Annotated in this window: 14 protein-coding genes and 1 tRNA gene; 10 read left to right on the top strand and 5 right to left on the bottom strand. The window is 72.2% G+C overall.

Going from position 1 to position 15,141, the window contains the following annotated elements:
- The first annotated feature begins 81 nt into the window (after positions 1–81).
- A complete protein-coding gene (gene budA, locus WFI16_RS05010) occupies positions 82–777 on the top strand; it encodes an acetolactate decarboxylase (RefSeq protein ID WP_419896689.1) in 696 nt (231 codons plus the stop codon).
- Positions 778–831: 54 nt separating this feature from the next.
- On the opposite strand, the gene WFI16_RS05015 is transcribed toward budA, so the two are convergent.
- A tRNA-Val gene (locus tag WFI16_RS05015) sits at positions 832–906 on the bottom strand.
- A 105-nt stretch (positions 907–1,011) separates the two neighbouring features.
- On the opposite strand from WFI16_RS05015, the gene WFI16_RS05020 reads away from it, so the two are divergent.
- Entirely contained in the window at positions 1,012–1,806 is a 795-nt protein-coding gene (locus WFI16_RS05020; RefSeq protein WP_419896690.1) for a DUF3108 domain-containing protein, read from the top strand.
- A gap of 24 nt (positions 1,807–1,830) precedes the next feature.
- Here WFI16_RS05020 and gph read toward each other — a convergent pair whose 3' ends face one another.
- Complete coding sequence (gph, locus tag WFI16_RS05025) at positions 1,831–2,466, bottom strand: phosphoglycolate phosphatase (protein ID WP_419896691.1); 636 nt, start codon at positions 2,464–2,466, stop codon at positions 1,831–1,833.
- A gap of 114 nt (positions 2,467–2,580) precedes the next feature.
- Between gph and glmU the strand changes: the two genes are divergently transcribed.
- Both glmU and glmS read left to right on the top strand, forming a co-directional pair.
- On the top strand, positions 2,581–3,903 hold the full coding sequence (gene glmU / locus WFI16_RS05030; protein ID WP_419896692.1) for a bifunctional UDP-N-acetylglucosamine diphosphorylase/glucosamine-1-phosphate N-acetyltransferase GlmU: 1,323 nt from the start codon (positions 2,581–2,583) through the stop codon (positions 3,901–3,903).
- The gene (gene glmS / locus WFI16_RS05035) at positions 3,904–5,730 is read left to right on the top strand and encodes a glutamine--fructose-6-phosphate transaminase (isomerizing) (protein WP_419896693.1); all 1,827 of its coding nucleotides are present in this window, start codon (positions 3,904–3,906) and stop codon (positions 5,728–5,730) included.
- A gap of 19 nt (positions 5,731–5,749) precedes the next feature.
- On the opposite strand, the gene WFI16_RS05040 is transcribed toward glmS, so the two are convergent.
- Together WFI16_RS05040 and WFI16_RS05045 are read right to left on the bottom strand one after the other, a co-directional pair.
- Positions 5,750–6,844, bottom strand: a complete 1,095-nt coding sequence (locus tag WFI16_RS05040; protein ID WP_419896694.1) for a hypothetical protein — start codon at positions 6,842–6,844, stop codon at positions 5,750–5,752.
- A 219-nt stretch (positions 6,845–7,063) separates the two neighbouring features.
- Positions 7,064–8,161, bottom strand: a complete 1,098-nt coding sequence (locus WFI16_RS05045; RefSeq protein WP_419896695.1) for an NADH:flavin oxidoreductase/NADH oxidase — start codon at positions 8,159–8,161, stop codon at positions 7,064–7,066.
- A gap of 118 nt (positions 8,162–8,279) precedes the next feature.
- On the opposite strand from WFI16_RS05045, the gene WFI16_RS05050 reads away from it, so the two are divergent.
- The 3 genes from WFI16_RS05050 to WFI16_RS05060 all read left to right on the top strand — a co-directional run bounded on the left by WFI16_RS05050 (position 8,280) and on the right by WFI16_RS05060 (position 9,990).
- Positions 8,280–8,585 (top strand): ArsR/SmtB family transcription factor, encoded by a 306-nt coding sequence (locus WFI16_RS05050; RefSeq protein ID WP_419896696.1) that lies wholly within the window; start codon positions 8,280–8,282, stop codon positions 8,583–8,585.
- A gap of 83 nt (positions 8,586–8,668) precedes the next feature.
- On the top strand, positions 8,669–9,154 hold the full coding sequence (locus WFI16_RS05055; protein WP_419896697.1) for a hypothetical protein: 486 nt from the start codon (positions 8,669–8,671) through the stop codon (positions 9,152–9,154).
- Between the two features lie 209 nt (positions 9,155–9,363).
- Positions 9,364–9,990, top strand: coding sequence for a hypothetical protein (locus WFI16_RS05060; protein ID WP_419896698.1), 627 nt, complete (start codon positions 9,364–9,366; stop codon positions 9,988–9,990).
- 92 nt (positions 9,991–10,082) lie between these two features.
- Here WFI16_RS05060 and WFI16_RS05065 read toward each other — a convergent pair whose 3' ends face one another.
- Positions 10,083–10,235, bottom strand: a complete 153-nt coding sequence (locus WFI16_RS05065; protein WP_419896699.1) for a DUF3309 family protein — start codon at positions 10,233–10,235, stop codon at positions 10,083–10,085.
- 194 nt (positions 10,236–10,429) lie between these two features.
- On the opposite strand from WFI16_RS05065, the gene WFI16_RS05070 reads away from it, so the two are divergent.
- The 3 genes from WFI16_RS05070 to WFI16_RS05080 all read left to right on the top strand — a co-directional run bounded on the left by WFI16_RS05070 (position 10,430) and on the right by WFI16_RS05080 (position 15,105).
- Positions 10,430–11,908, top strand: coding sequence for an NAD-dependent succinate-semialdehyde dehydrogenase (locus WFI16_RS05070; RefSeq protein ID WP_419896700.1), 1,479 nt, complete (start codon positions 10,430–10,432; stop codon positions 11,906–11,908).
- 128 nt (positions 11,909–12,036) lie between these two features.
- A complete protein-coding gene (gene gorA / locus WFI16_RS05075; RefSeq protein WP_419896701.1) occupies positions 12,037–13,401 on the top strand; it encodes a glutathione-disulfide reductase in 1,365 nt (454 codons plus the stop codon).
- Between the two features lie 57 nt (positions 13,402–13,458).
- Positions 13,459–15,105 (top strand): glycosyltransferase family 4 protein, encoded by a 1,647-nt coding sequence (locus tag WFI16_RS05080; protein ID WP_419896702.1) that lies wholly within the window; start codon positions 13,459–13,461, stop codon positions 15,103–15,105.
- The last annotated feature ends 36 nt before the right edge of the window (positions 15,106–15,141 follow it).

The following is a 15,141-nucleotide window of genomic DNA, read 5'->3' on the forward strand; positions in this document are numbered from 1 at the left end:
AGGCCGGGGGAAGGAATTCCCCCGGACCCCCAGCTTCTTTCTGGTCCACAATCGGCGCCCATGGCCAGGGACCACGACAGAATGCGCGCTGCCTATCTTTCCGCCCCGATCAACGCCCTGCTCGACGGCCTCTACGAGGGCACGGCGACGGTGGCCGATATCCTCGGGGAGGGCGATCTCGGCCTCGGCACCTTCGAGGACCTGGACGGCGAGATGGTGGTGCTCGACGGCCGCGCCTGGCAGGTCGACAACCACGGCCAGGCCCGCGAGGTCGATGGCGCCGCCCGCACCCCCTTCGCCTGCGTCGCGCCGTTCCGCGCCGACACCACCGACCAGGTGCCGCCCGGCACCGGCATCGAGGCGGCCATCACCGGGCTGATCCCCTCCGCCAACATGCTCTACGCCATCCGCATCGAGGGTGTCTTCGAGGGGCTGCGCGTCCGCAGCGTCCCGCGCCAGGAAGCCTATACGCCGCTGGTCGAGGTGGCGAAGCAGCAGGCCACCTTCGACTTCGCCGAGGCGGAAGGCACCCTCTGCGGCTTCTGGACGCCCGCCTTCCTGCACAGCGTCGCCGTGCCCGGCTGCCACCTGCATTTCCTCGACGCGCGGCGCGAGCGGGGCGGCCATCTGCTGTCGGGCCGTATCCGGGAGGCCAGCATCGCGCTGATGCACCTGCCGCGCCTCAACATGGCCCTGCCGATGACGCTGGATTTCCTGACCGCCGATCTGGGCCGCGACAGCCAGGCCGAGCTCGGCGTGATCGAGAAGGAGGGCTGAACAGCCAAAAGGCCCGGTCGCGCGAGCGACCAGGCCTTTTTGGAGGAACCCCGATGGTGGGCGCGACAGGGATTGAACCTGTGACCCCCGCCGTGTGAAGGCGATGCTCTACCGCTGAGCTACGCGCCCATCGTGGGTGAGGCGCTTACTAAGGGGAGGGCGCTGGGCCGTCAAGCGGTCGTGTTGAATATTCCCCCCTTCTAACAAGGCCTTCGCGACGCCATGTGCGTCCTCATGAGATGGCGCCCCGCTGCCCTGCTGCTGTCGCTGTTGGCCCTGCCCACGCTGGCGCGGGCGGAGCCGCTTCGGGCGGTCTATGCGGTCCAGGCCGCCGGCCTGCAGGTCATGCGCGTCGAGGTGATCTTCGACCTCGACAACCCGGCGCGCTACCGCATCGAGAGCAGCTTCCGCTTCACCGGCATGGCCGGCTGGTTCGCCAGCGGCCGCCAGGCCAGCCGGGTCGAGGGCGTCTGGGCGCAGAACGCGGCGCGCCCGGTGCGCTATGTCGGCGACGGGCTGTGGCGCGGCGAGCCACGCCAGGTGGTGCTGGAATATCCCGGCAACCAGCCGGTGGCGCGGCTGATGGTGCCGGCCGAGGATCCCGACCGCGAGCCGGTGCCCGAGGCGCTGCAGCGCGGCACGGTGGATTCCCTGACCGCCCTGGCGCAGCTGACGCGCAACCTGGCCACCACCGGCCGCTGCGAGGGCCGCGCCGCCATCTTCGACGGCCGCCGCCGCGCCGACATGGCCGCGCGCACCCTGGGCCGCGACCTGTTGACGGCGCAGGGCGGCTCCTGGGGCGGGGAGGCGGTGCGCTGCGGCTTCGAGGCACGGCAGCTGGCCGGCTTCAAGCGCGATGACGGCCCCGAGGCGCGCGAGCCGCAGGAAGGCCTGGCCTGGATGGCCGCGCCCCTGGCCGGGGCGCCGATCATCCCGGTGCGGGTCGAGATGCCGGGCCGCTGGCTCGGCCGCCTGACCGCGCTGCTGGTCGAGGTCAAGCCCGCCCAGCAGCAGGCCCAGCTGCGCTAGCCCAGCTGCGCTAGCCCAGCTGCGCTAGCCCAGCGCCGCGCGGATCAGCGCCGGCAGGTCGGAGGGGCTGGCCGCGACCGGCGCGCCCTCGGCCATGGCCGGCAGGCCGTAGCCATAGGCGCAGAAGATCGCCGGCAGCCCGGCGCCGCGCCCCGCCTGCACGTCATTATGGTGGTCGCCGACCATCACCGCGGCCCTGGGCGTGCCGCCGGCGGCCTGCAGCGTCGCCAGCACATGCGCCGGGTCCGGCTTGCGGACGGGGAAGCTGTCGCCGCCGCCGAGCGCCGCGAAGCGATGGTCGATCCCCAGCGCCGCCAGCAGCAGCCGCGCCGCCTTCTCCGGTTTGTTGGTGCAGACGGCCAGCGCCCAGCCCTCGGCGGCGAGGGTGTCCAGCACCGCCTCCATGCCCGGGAACAGCCGGGTGTGGACCGCCGCATTGGCCTCGTAATCGGCCAGGAAGGCCGGCATCGCGGTCGGGTCCGGCGCCAGGCCGCGGGCGGCGAAGGCGCGCTGGATCAGCACCGGCACGCCATCGCCGATGAAGCGGGTCACCTCCTCCAGCGTGAAGGGGGGCTGGCCGCGCGCCGCCATCATGCGGCAGAGCGCGGCATGGATGTCCGGCCGGCTGTCCACCAGCGTGCCATCCAGGTCGAAGATCACGGTGCGTGTCGTGGGGGCTTGCATGGTCCCGGCTTGTGCCATGTTTCGCGCGGCAATGCGATGTGACGCCGTATCCTCTTGCCCTGGCTGGGCTTTGCTTGGCAGATGCCGGTCATGCCCGCTGCAGCCATCCTCCTCGCCGCCGGTCTCGGCACCCGCATGAAAAGCCGCCTGCCCAAGGCGCTGCACCCGCTGGCCGGCCGGCCGATGCTGAACCACCTGATCGCCGCCTGCGAAGGCGTCTTCGACCGGCTGGTCGTCGTGGTCGGCCCCGACATGCCGGCGCTGGAGGCCGCCGCCCGCCCGCATGCGACCGTGGTGCAGGCCGAGCGCCTGGGCACCGGCCATGCCGCGCTCCAGGCCTTTCCCCTGTTGGCCGACTTTGAAGGGGACGTCGCCGTCCTCTATGCCGACAACCCGCTGATCACCCCCGGGACGCTGCAGCGCCTGCGCGCCGCCCGCGACCATGCGGGCCTGGCCCTGCTGGCGATGCGTCCCGCCGACCCGGCGAAGTATGGCCGCGTGCTGCAGGACGCTGCCGGGAATGTCACCCGCATCGTCGAATTCGCCGATGCGAATGACGAGGAACGCGCCGTCGGCCTGTGCAATGCCGGCGTGCTCTGCGCGCCCGCGCCAAAACTGCTCGGCTGGCTGCGGCAGGTCCGCAACGACAACAGGGCGGGCGAATACTACCTGCCGGATGTCGTGCCGCTGGCCGTCGCCGATGGCGACCGCGTCGCCGCCGTCGAGGCGCCCGAGGCGGAGCTGCGCGGCATCAACAGCCGGGTCGAGCTCGCCGCCGCCGAGGCCGAGATCCAGGCCAGGCTGCGCCGTGAGGCCATGGAGCAGGGCGCGACCCTGATCCAGCCGGATTCGGTGGTCTTTTCCCATGACACGCGCCTCGGCCGCGACGTGACGGTGCAGCCGCATGTCGTCTTCGGCCCTGGCGTCACCGTGGAAGACGGCGTCGAGATCCGCGCCTTCTCGCATCTGGAAGGCTGCGTGGTGCGGGAAGGGGCGCTGGTCGGCCCCTATGCCCGGCTGCGCCCCGGCACCGATGTCGGCCCCCGCGCCCATATCGGCAATTTCGTCGAGCTGAAGAACGCTGCGATTGCCGAAGGCGCCAAGGCCAACCACCTGAGCTATATCGGCGATGCCAGCGTGGGCGCCGGCAGCAATATCGGCGCCGGCACCATCACCTGCAATTACGACGGCTTCGCCAAGCACCGCACCACGATCGGCGCCGGGGTCTTCGTCGGCTCGCACACCACGCTGGTGGCGCCGATCGCGCTCGGCGACGGCGCGATGACGGCGGCCGGCTCGGTGCTGACCAAGGACGTGGCCGCCGACGCGCTGGCCTTCGCCCGCGCCCGGCCCGCCGAGAAACCCGGAGCCGCCGCCGCCTTCCGCGCGGCGCGGCGCAAGGAGACGAAGTGAATGTGCGGCATCGTCGGCGTCGTCGGGCGCGAAGCGGCAGCCCCCCGCCTGCTCGAGGCGCTGCGGCGCCTGGAATACCGCGGCTATGACAGCGCGGGCATCGCCACCCTGGTGAACGGCCATGTCGAGCGCCGCCGCGCCGAGGGCAAGCTGGTCAACCTGGCCCATGTCCTGGACGCCCAGCCGCTGGAGGGCACCACCGGCATCGGCCATACCCGCTGGGCCACGCATGGCGCGCCGACCGAGCGCAATGCGCATCCGCACGGCACCGCCCGGGTCTCGGTGGTGCATAACGGCATCATCGAGAATTTCGCCGAGCTGCGCGCCGAGCTCGAGGCCGAGGGCATCGAGTTCGAGACCGAGACCGACACCGAGGCCGTCGCCAAGCTGCTGGATTTTCTGCTCGGCCAGGGCGACACGCCGGAACAGGCCGTCTCCAAGACCCTGAAGAAGATCCATGGCGCCTTCGGCCTGGCGATGGTCTTCGCCGGCCATCCGCGCAAGCTGATCGCCGCGCGCCAGGGCAGCCCGCTGGCGGTCGGCTTCGGCGACGGCGAGATGTTCATCGGCTCCGACGCGCTGGCGCTGGCGCCGATGACCCGCCGCATCGCCTATATGGAGGAGGGCGACTGGGCCGTCCTCGACGACCATTCAGCAAGATTCTTCGACGCCGAGGACCGGCCGGTCGAGCGCCCGATCAAGCTGACCGCGCTCTCCGGCGCCGCGGTGGGCAAGGGCAACTACCGGCACTTCATGGAGAAGGAGCTGCACGAGCACCCCGTCGTGCTCGGCGACACGCTGCGCCAGTATATCGACCCGGCCAGCCGCGCCGTCGCCCTGCCGGCGCTGCCCTTCGACCCGGTCGCGGTGCCGAAGATCTCTTTCAGCGCCTGCGGCTCGGCCTTCATCGCCACCCAGGTGGCCCGCTACTGGTTCGAGCAGGTGGCGCGCCTCCCGGTCGACACCGATGTCGCCAGCGAGTTGCGCTACCGCGACCCGCCGCTGCCGGTGGGCGGCGCGGCGCTGCTGGTCAGCCAGTCGGGCGAGACCGCCGACACCCTCGCCGCACTCCGCCTGCTGAAGTCGCGCGGCCAGCATGTCCTCTCGGTGGTCAACGTGCCGGAAAGCACCATGGACCGGGAGAGCGACGGCACCCTGCTGACCGTCGCCGGCCCCGAGATCGGCGTGGCCTCGACCAAGGCCTTCACCGCGCAGCTCGCCGTGCTGGCCAGCCTGGCGCTCGGCTTCGGCCGCGCGCGGGGGACGCTCTCCGCCGCCGAGGAAGCGCGTCTCACCGCCGCCCTGCTGGAAGTGCCCGGCCATGCCGCCGAGCTGCTGGAGCAGGGCCTCGGCGAGATGATGGAGATCGCCCGCGAGGTCGCCGCCGCCCGCGATGTCCTCTTCCTGGGCCGTGGCTCGCTCTACCCCATCGCCCTGGAGGGTGCGCTGAAGCTGAAGGAGCTCAGCTACATCCATGCCGAGGGCTATGCCGCCGGCGAGATGAAGCACGGGCCGATCGCGCTGATCGACGCCTCGGTGCCGGTGATCGCCCTCTGCCCCTCGGGGCCGCTCTTCGAGAAGACGGCGTCGAACCTGCAGGAGGCGGCGGCGCGCGGTGGCCGCATCATGGCCTTCACCGATGCCGAAGGCGCCCCGGCGCTCCGCCGCTTCGCCGAGCGCGTGGTGGTGCTGCCCAGCGTCGACCCCTTCGTGGCGCCGATCCTGCACGCCATCCCGGTGCAGCTGCTGGCCTATCACGTGGCGGTGCTGAAGGGCACCGATGTCGACCAGCCGCGCAACCTGGCCAAGGCGGTGACCGTCGAGTAGCGACCGTCCGCCGCCGCTGTCAGGCGGCCGCGGCCAGCGGGGCGGGCCGCGCCGGCGGGCTGGCCTTCTCCTGCCGCCGGGTCAGGTAGCGGAAGCGCACGGTCAGCGCATGCACGTCCTCGCGGCGGTTCAGCAGCAGCCGGCTGACCTGCAGGCTCTCCACGCCTTCCGGCACGTTGTAGCGGAAGGCCAGCGTCTCCTCGCGGCCGCGCGGCGCCGGCCGGCGGCCGAAGCGGCCGAGCAGCCCGTCGAGCTGCGCCAGCGCCGGCTCGCCGAGCGGCAGGCGCACCTCCCATTCCTGCAGCTCGAGCACGGCATCGGGGCTGGTGCCGTCCCATTCCAGCCCATCGGCGCGGATGGCGACGGCCAGGCCCATCGGATCGGCGGACTGGCGCGGCAGGCCCTGGCAGCCGAGCAGCGCCGGCCAGAGCAGCCTGGGCCGTGCCAGCGCCGCCGGGGGCGGCCGCACGGCCAGGGTGAAGATCTGGCTGGCGCCGCCGCCATGGGCCACCAGCCGGTGGCGGATCATGTCGCGCCGGGTCACGGCGGCGACCCGGGCGCGCACCGCCTGGGACAGGGCGGGCGAGGGGCGGCGGTGGCCCATCAGCAGCAGCGCCACCGCCGCCTGCACCGTCCAGGCCGAGGCCAGCCGGGCCGCCTTCTGGATGCGACGGTCGGCGGCGCCGCGCGCCTGGGCGAAAGCCTCCGCCTCGGCCTCGGCCGAGACCTGCGGCGCCTGGCGCAGCGCCAGCATCTGCTGGTGCCGGGCGCGCAGCCGGGAGGAGAGCAGCCCGCCGAGCCAGGCGAAGAACAGGGAGCGCCCGCGCAGCCGTTCCTGCGCCAGCCAGACGCCCATGCGCTCGACATAATGCCGCTCGGCCGCCTCGATGTCGGCGAAGCCCGCGGCCATCGCCGCGAGGCTGTCGCGGAAGGCCTCGAGGGCCGGGCGCCGCGGCTGGGCGGTCGCGGTCAGCACATGCCCGTCGATGGCGAGCTCGCCGTGGCCGGGGAAGGCCTCGGCGAAATCTTCGGCGATCTCCTGGCTGGACTGGACATGCGACAGCCATTCCTGGTCGGAGACGATCCAGCTCGGCGCGGTCCTGTCGTTCAGCATCATGACGCTCCTGGCAGCGCCCCGGGCCGGGGGGCGGCAAGGGACAGGCCGGGCTTGTGCCGCTTCCTGTCGCGGGGGCTGTCCGGCGGCCTTCGGCGCACCAAGGAAGCGCCGGCCTGCGGGGGGCCTCGCACCGCCCCCCGGCCACTCTCCGGCTTCGCGTCCCGATTACATTCCGGCGATAAACCTCGCAATAACGTCAATCAGAAGTTGTGTGCCTCAGGCGGCGCGGTACCGCTCCAGCCAATGGGCATAGGGGGCGGGCAGGGTCCAGGACGGCTTCTCGACGCCCAGCTGCTTGGCGGCGAAGAATGGCCAGTGCGGGTTCTCCAGCATCGGCCGGCCCAGCATCACCAGGTCGACCTGGCCCTTCTCGAGCAGGGATTCGGCCATCTGCGGCGTGCCGATATACCAGCTGGTGGCGGTGGGCAGGCCGGTCTCGCGCTTCATCCGACCGGCGGTCTCGCCCATGAAGCCGGGGCCCCAGGGCACCTTGGCGGCCGGCGTGTTGAAGCCGATCGAGACGTCGAGGAAGTCGAGCCCTTCCTGCTGCATGGCGCGGGCGAGGCTGGCGGCCTCCTGCTGCATTGTCTCGTCATCGCCGTCGAACTCGATGACGCTGAAGCGGGCCGAGAGCGGCAGATGCGCCGGCCAGACCTTTCGCACCGCCCGGACCGTCTCCAGCAGGAAGCGGCCGCGGTTCTCGGCCGAGCCGCCATAGGCGTCGGTGCGCTGGTTCGAGTGCTTCGAGAAGAAATTCTGCGCCAGGTAGCCATGCGCGAAGTGCAGCATCAGCCATTCGAAGCCGGCCTCGCGCGCCCGCTCGGCGGCGGCGACGAAATCGGCCTGGACGCGGGCGATGTCCGCCAGCGTCATTTCCTGCGGCGTCCTGGACAGCCCGCCGCCGAAGGCGACCGGGGAGGGCGCGATGGTCTGCCAACCGCGCGGATCGCCCTCGGCGATGTGGTCGTCGCCCTCCCAGGGGCGGTTGGCGCTGGCCTTGCGCCCGGCATGGCCGATCTGGATGCCGGGCACCGCGCCGGCCGCCTTGATCGCCGCCGCCACCGGCCGGAAGGCCTCGCGCTGCGCGTCGTTCCAGAGGCCGGTGCAGGCCGGGGTGATGCGGCCCTCGGGCGAGACGCCGGTGGCCTCGACCACCACCAGCCCGGCGCCACCGCGGGCGAGGGCGGTGTAATGCGCCTGGTGCCAGTCGTTCGGCAGGCCGTCCTCGGCGGAATACTGGCACATCGGCGAGACCGCGATGCGGTTGCGCAGGGTCACGCCCTTCAGGGTATAGGGTTCGAAGAGATGGGGCATGGCGGATCCTCGGGGGAAGGGGGGTGGCGGCGATGCACGCCGCGGTCGGCGCCTTAGTTCCATCAAACTCGAATTAATGGCAAGCCCGGCGGGGGCATGCCAGAGGAGCCTGACGCCCATGGCGGCGATGAAGCACCCGGAGGCCTCCGAGTTCCGCCTGGAGAAAGTGCTGCATGCGCTGAGCGACGGCGTCCGCCTCGGCATCGTGCGGCAGCTGGCGGCGGAGGGCGAGGCGAGCTGTGCCGCGCTGGATGGCGGCCGGCCGAAATCCACCGTTTCGCATCACTTCCGCGTGCTGCGCGAGGCCGGGCTCGTCCGCACCACCCCTTTCGGCGTCACCCACATGAACACGCTGCGCCGGGCGGAGATGGAGGAGCGCTTCCCCGGCCTGCTGGAGGCGGTCCTGGCGGCGGCGCGCGGCTGATCTGCACCGGTCAGGCTGGCGGGCGGCGCCGCGCCTGATTATGCTGCGCTGCAACATCGCCCTTTCGCGGAGACCCTGCCGCCATGGCTGCCCCCCAGCCTCCCGCCCCCGATCGCCGCGTCCCCGGCTGGACCCGCCTGGCCCGCACCGAATTCATGGCCCGCCGCTATCTCGCCAGCCGGGGCAGCGCGCCGATGGTGGAGGACCCGCTGCGCACCGCCCTGCCGCAGCTGCGGCACGAGGTGGCGCAGTGCCGCCGGCTGGCGCGCCTCGACCTCGGCCTGGCCGCCGCCCTGGTCAGCCTGGCGCTGACCGTCATCGGCACCGTCTGGCTGGCGCCGCTGCATGGCGGGATCCTGCTGGTGCTGGTCTATCTGCACCTGGTGCCGCTGCTCGGCCTGGCGGTCGTCGTCTGGGGCGCCATCGTCATGGAGAGGTCCGGCCCCCGCCTGGTCGTCGCCCGCCGCATCGCCCAGGCGCTGCAGGACCGCGCCTGGCTGGAGGCCCTCGACCTGGCGGTACAGGGCCTGCCGGGCGGCCCGGCGGAAGCGGTGGCGCCCGGCGCCTGATTGCGATAGAATTGTTAACGGCGCTTCTCCGGTAAGGAGGGCGACTCGAGATCGGCGGCGAAGACAGCCGTCTCCGGCACCCTGTGCCGGTTCGCGCCTGGCGGCAAAAACCGCCTCCCCAGGCCTGTAAACCCCGCCGTGATGGCGGGCGTTCCAGTGATCCCGCATCGCTGCAGCGCCCCTGTCGCGCCCCGGAGGAGGACCAGGCCATGTCGAGCAGCATTTCCGCGATTTCCAGCAGCCAGCAGGCCCGTTCAGCCACGCTGCAGCTGTCGCCCCGCTACAGCCGCACCAGCCCGGAGGCCGACCAGGGCCAGGCGGCCGATGCCACCAGCCAGACCCAGGTGATCGGGCTGCGCACCTCGGCGCTGGGCGACGATCTGCTGGCGGCGCTGCTGACCGGCGATGGCGGCGAGTCCTCCACCGGCGCCAGCACCAGCCTGACCAGCAGCGCCGAGGGGGTCAGCCGCGCCGCGATGGCCGAGCTCGAGGACCAGGGCGACAACACCGCGCGGCTGATGTCGCAGCTGGGCGACTGGCGGCTGAGCGACCGCGCGCCCAGCGGCGAGACGCCCGGCGGGCTGGATGCGCCCTCCGGCCCCTTCGGCAACCGCCCGCCGCCGCCGCCCGGCGGCGCCGTGCCGGAGGCCGATGCCGCCGCGACCAACGAGACATCGACCGGCGCCCAGGGCAGCCTGGAGGCGACCGGCAGCGACGCCGCCGACAGCTACGCGGCGCGCCGCCAGCAGATCACCGACTCGCTCTATGCCGCCGTCGCCGCCTATGCGACCGGCAGCTCCGCCACCATGGGCTCGCTGGCCTCGGTCGAGGTCTGACGAGCGGCGCGGCCGCGGCCGCCATCACGCGAAAGGGCCCCGGGGAATCGCTTCCCCGGGGTCCTTGCCGTTCAGCCTGGATCGCGCTGCGGTCAGATGCGGCCCATCAGCAGCAGGACCAGCAGGATCAGCAGCACCAGGCCGAGACCGCCGGACGGGCCGTAGCCCCAGCCGCTGCTGTAGCCCCAGCGCGGCAGCGCGCCGACCAGCAGCAGGATGACGATGATCAGTAGAATCAGGCCCATGGATGTCACTCCCTCGGATTTCCGTCCAGCTTGCGCCGTGCGGGTTGAACGCGGCGGAACGGTAGAATGTTGCGTGCCGGCGCGCTTATTCGGCATGCGGCCGGGCTGACAGCGGGCACGGGCCTGCCTAACTTCCCCAGCACCAGACGGCTGCCGGCACACGGCGGGCCGCCACTCTCGGGAGGAGGAACGCCATGCTCGATGCGGTGACCAAGCTGGTCCTGAAGGACCCCGACCTGCTGCGGCAGGCCAATTACATCGACGGCCAGTGGGTCAAGGCCGACAGCGGCAAGGTGCTGGAGGTGAAGAACCCCGCCACCGGCGAGCTGGTCGGCACCATCCCGGCAATGGGCCAGGCCGAGACCCGCCGCGCCATCGAGGCCGCCCATGCCGCCTGGCCCGCCTGGCGCGCCATGCTGGCCAATGAGCGCGCCGCCATCCTGAAGAAGCTCGCCGCCCTGATGCTGGCGAACACCGAGGATCTGGCCGCCATCATGACGGCCGAGCAGGGCAAGCCCTATGCCGAGGCCAAGGGCGAGGTGGCCTATGCCGCCAGCTTCATCGAGTGGTTCGCCGAGGAAGCCCGCCGGGTGAATGGCGAGACCATCCCGCAGAACGCCAAGGGCCGCCGCATCCTGGTGACCAAGGAGCCGGTGGGCGTCTTCGCCGCCATCACGCCGTGGAACTTCCCGGCCGCGATGATCACCCGCAAGGCCGGCCCGGGCTGGGCCGCCGGCTGCACCGGCGTGATCCGCCCGGCCAGCCAGACGCCCTTCTCGGCGCTGGCCATCGCCGTGCTGGCCGAGCGCGCCGGCATGCCGAAGGGCGTCTGCAACGTCATCACCGGCCCGTCCTCCGGCACCGGCAAGGAGCTGACCGGCAACCCGCTGGTGCGCAAGCTGTCCTTCACCGGCTCCACCGAGGTCGGCCGCGTGCTGCTCGAGCAATGCGCCCAGACCATCAAGAAGACCTCCATGGAGCTCGGCGGCAACGCCCCCTTCATCGTCTTCGACGACGCCGACCTGGACGAGGCGGTCAAGGGCGCCATGGCGTCGAAGTACCGCAACACCGGACAGACCTGCGTCTGCGCCAACCGCGTCCTGGTGCAGGAAGGGGTCTATGACGCCTTCGCTGCCAAGCTGAAGGCCGCGGTCGAGGGGCTGAAGGTCGGCAATGGCATGGAGGAGGGGGTCACCCAGGGCCCGCTGATCAATGCCGATGCGGTGAAGAAGGTGCAGGAGCACATCGCCGACGCCCTCGCCAAGGGCGCCAGCCTGGTCACCGGCGGCAAGCCGCACGCCAAGGGCGGCAATTTCTTCGAGCCGACCGTGCTGGCGAACGTGCCCCACGAGGCCGCCATCTTCCGCGAGGAAACCTTCGGCCCGGTGGCGCCGCTGTTCCGCTTCAAGACCGAGGAAGAGGCGATCCGCCTGGCCAATGATACGGAGTTCGGCCTGGCGGCGTATTTCTACGCGCGCGACGTCGGCCGCATCTTCCGCGTCGCCGAGGCGCTGGAATACGGCATCATCGGCATCAACGAAGGCATCATCTCGACCGCCGAGGCGCCCTTCGGCGGCTTCAAGCAGTCGGGCCTGGGGCGTGAGGGCTCGACGCACGGGATCGACGAGTATCTCGAGACCAAGTACCTCGCCCTTGGTGGCATCGGCGGCTAAGGCAAGCGAAGGCCGGGGGAACTGAGTTCCCCCGGACCCCCACATTCATCGGGGCAGACCGGCGCGGCCTTGACGAAAAACCAGCGGCGTCCCTTCTTGCCTGCGAGCAGAGACAGGGACGCGGCCCGATGAGCAGCTACGACTTCGACCTCTTCGTCATCGGCGGTGGCTCCGGCGGCGTGCGCTGCGCCCGCATCTCGGCCGGCCACGGCGCCCGCGTCGCGGTGGCGGAGGAACGCTTCTGGGGCGGCACCTGCGTCAATGTCGGCTGCGTGCCGAAGAAGATCATGGTCCACGCCGCCGAATACGGGCAGTGGGCGCACGATGCCCCGGCCTTCGGCTGGACCGGGGCGCAGCCCGGCGCGCATGACTGGACCACGCTGGCCACCGCCCGCGATGCCGAGGTCGCCCGGCTGAATGCCATCTATTCCCGCCTGCTGACCAATGCCGGCGTCACCAGCTTCAATGCCCGCGCCACCTTCCTCGACGAGCACACCCTCGATGTCGGCGGCCAGCGCGTCACCGCCGAGCGCATCGTCATCGCCGTCGGCGGCCGGCCGCAGCGCCCCGACATCCCCGGCGCCGAGCTCGGCCTGGTCTCCGACGACCTCTTCACCCTGAAGCAGAGGCCGCAGCGGATCGTGGTGGTGGGCGGCGGCTATATCGCCCTCGAATTCGCCTCCCTGCTGCGCGGGCTGGGCTCGGAGGTGGACCTGCTCTACCGCCAGCCGCTGCCGCTGCGTGGCATGGATGGCGACCTGCGCGCCGCCATGGCCGAGGCGCTGGAGAACCAGGGCATCCGCCTGCATCCCGGCCAGATGCCGGCGAAACTGGAGCGCGGCGCCGATGGCGTGCTGCGCCTGACCACCGAGGCCGGCATCGTGCTGGAGACCGACCAGGTGATGTTCGCCACCGGCCGGGTGCCGCACACCGATGCGCTCGGGCTGGAGAAGGCGGGCATCAGGACCGGCGCCTCCGGCTGCGTGCCCGTCACGCTGGAGCAGGCCACCACCCAGCCGCATATCTTCGCCATCGGCGACGTCACCGACCAGCTGAACCTGACGCCGGTCGCCACCGCGGTGGGCCATGCCCTGGCCGACACGCTGTTCGGCGGCCGGCCGCGCCAGGCGAGCTTCCAGAACGTGCCCACCGCCATCTTCACCTCGCCGCCGGCGGCGACCGTCGGCCTGTCGGAAGAGGCAGCGGCGGCGCAGGGCCCGATCGACGTCTATGTCGCCCGCTTCACGCCGATGCGCCACACCATCAGCAAGGCGCCGCGCAAGACCCTGATGAAGCTGGTGGTCGCCCGCCGCACCCAGCGCGTGATCGGCGCCCATATGCTGGGCGAGGACGCGGCCGAGATCATGCAGGGCATCGCGGTGGCCATCGTCGCCGGCGCCACCAAGGAGGATTTCGACCGCACCATCGGCATCCATCCGACCGCGGCCGAGGAATTCGTCACGCTGCGCACGATCACGCGGCAGGTCGGATAAGCGCCGGGCTCAAGCCGGGGCATTCAACCCGGCCCCGTTCCGGGCCATGATGGCGGCATGGCTCCTCCTCCGAACGCAGCCATCGGCTTCGCGGCCGATGGTTTCCAGACCGACCGCGCCCGCCTGATGGGCCGCCATGTCGCCGGCGACGGCTTTCTCCGCGGCCTGATCCGGCATGGCGGGCTGGACCGGCTCTCCGCCTATCTGCTGGCCCCCGGCGATGCACCGGTCTTCGAGCAGCTCGCCCGCAAGGCCGGCGCCACCATGCCGCTGGAGGCCATCGCGCCGCAGCGCCTGGACCGGCTGGCCGCGCTCGGCACGCTGATGCTGCCGGGGCCGGAGGTGGCGTCCTTCGCCCGCGCCCGGCGCTTCGCGGGCGCGACCGCCTATTCGGTGGTGGGGGTGACGCACACCACCGCCTCGCACGGCGCCATGGAATCGATCGCCGATCTGCTGGGCGGCCCGGCCGAGCCCTGGGACGCGCTGATCTGCACCTCCCGCGCCGTCGCCGCCACCGCCCGCAGCCTGCTGGAGGCGGAGGCAGCGCAGCTGCGCGAGCGGCTGGGTGCCCAGCGCTTCCCGCTGCCGCTGCTGCCGGTGATCCCGCTCGGCGTCGATTGCGCCGCCTTCGCCCCGCCGCCAAGGGCGCGGGCGACCTGGCGGGCGCGGCTGGGCATCGCCGAGGACACGGTGGTGGTGCTCTCGCTCGGCCGGCTGTCCTGGCACGCCAAGGCGCATCCGGTGGCGCTGTTCGGCGCGCTGGGCCGGGCGGCGCGGCGGCCCGGCGCGCCGAAGCTGCATTGCGTGCTGGCCGGCTGGTTCGCCCATGACGAGCAGGAGGTGGCGCATCGCGGCATGGCCCAGGCGCTGGCGCCGGAGGTCGGCCTGTCGATCATCGACGCCCGTTCCAGCGAGAGCCGCCAGGGCCTGCACGCCATGGCCGATATCTTTGCCCTGCTGGTCGACAACATCCAGGAGACCTATGGGCTGGCGCCGGTGGAGGCGATGGCGGCGGGGCTGCCCGTGGTGGTCAGCGACTGGGACGGCTTCAAGGACACCGTGCGCCATGGCGAGGACGGCTTCCGCATCCCCAGCTTGATGGCGCCGCCGGGCAGCGCGGCCGACCTGGCGCTGCGCCATGCGACCGGGGCGATGAACTACGACCATTACCTGGGCGCCTCGACCCAGCTGGTCGCGCTGGACATCGCCGCCGGCGCGGAGGCCTTCGCCACCCTGGCCGGCGATGCCGGATTGCGGCGGCGGATGGGGGCGGCGGCGCAGGCCCGCGCGCTGCAGCAGTTCGACTGGCGGGTGGTGATCGGCCAGTACCAGGCGCTCTGGGCCGCCCTGGCGGAGCGGCGCGGCGCGGCCGGCGCCGGCGCGAGCCGCCTCGATCCGCGCTTCGCCGACCCGACCGAGGCCTTTGCCGCCTATCCCAGCGCGGCGCTGGCGGGCGAGATGCGGGTGGCGGCCGATCCAGCGGCGGTGGCCTCGATCGAGGCGCTGGTGGCGGTGCCCGGCGGCCTGCATCGCGCGGGCGGCGGGCTCGGGGTCGAGGGGCTGGCCGCGATGCTGCACCGGCTGCAGCAGGAGGGGCCGCTCACCGTGGCGGCGCTGCTGCCGCAGGAAGGCCGCGCCGCGGCGCTGCGCGGGCTGATCTGGCTGATGAAGTCCGGCTTCGTGCGCCGCCTGCCGCCCGCCTGAATCGAAAGGGGGCGGGCCCTATAGGCCCACCCCCCA

Source organism: Roseomonas sp. USHLN139, from assembly GCF_037145735.1.
Taxonomy (GTDB): Bacteria; Pseudomonadota; Alphaproteobacteria; order Acetobacterales; family Acetobacteraceae; genus Pseudoroseomonas.

Coding starts and splice junctions, on each gene's coding strand:
- budA (WP_419896689.1), top strand. CDS start 82: ATGCGCGCTGCCTATCTTTCCGCCCCGATCAACGCCCTGCTCGACGGC.
- WFI16_RS05020 (WP_419896690.1), top strand. CDS start 1,012: ATGAGATGGCGCCCCGCTGCCCTGCTGCTGTCGCTGTTGGCCCTGCCC.
- glmU (WP_419896692.1), top strand. CDS start 2,581: ATGCCCGCTGCAGCCATCCTCCTCGCCGCCGGTCTCGGCACCCGCATG.
- glmS (WP_419896693.1), top strand. CDS start 3,904: ATGTGCGGCATCGTCGGCGTCGTCGGGCGCGAAGCGGCAGCCCCCCGC.
- WFI16_RS05040 (WP_419896694.1), bottom strand. CDS start 6,844: ATGCTGAACGACAGGACCGCGCCGAGCTGGATCGTCTCCGACCAGGAA.
- WFI16_RS05045 (WP_419896695.1), bottom strand. CDS start 8,161: ATGCCCCATCTCTTCGAACCCTATACCCTGAAGGGCGTGACCCTGCGC.
- WFI16_RS05050 (WP_419896696.1), top strand. CDS start 8,280: ATGGCGGCGATGAAGCACCCGGAGGCCTCCGAGTTCCGCCTGGAGAAA.
- WFI16_RS05055 (WP_419896697.1), top strand. CDS start 8,669: ATGGCTGCCCCCCAGCCTCCCGCCCCCGATCGCCGCGTCCCCGGCTGG.
- WFI16_RS05060 (WP_419896698.1), top strand. CDS start 9,364: ATGTCGAGCAGCATTTCCGCGATTTCCAGCAGCCAGCAGGCCCGTTCA.
- WFI16_RS05065 (WP_419896699.1), bottom strand. CDS start 10,235: ATGGGCCTGATTCTACTGATCATCGTCATCCTGCTGCTGGTCGGCGCG.
- WFI16_RS05070 (WP_419896700.1), top strand. CDS start 10,430: ATGCTCGATGCGGTGACCAAGCTGGTCCTGAAGGACCCCGACCTGCTG.
- gorA (WP_419896701.1), top strand. CDS start 12,037: ATGAGCAGCTACGACTTCGACCTCTTCGTCATCGGCGGTGGCTCCGGC.
- WFI16_RS05080 (WP_419896702.1), top strand. CDS start 13,459: ATGGCTCCTCCTCCGAACGCAGCCATCGGCTTCGCGGCCGATGGTTTC.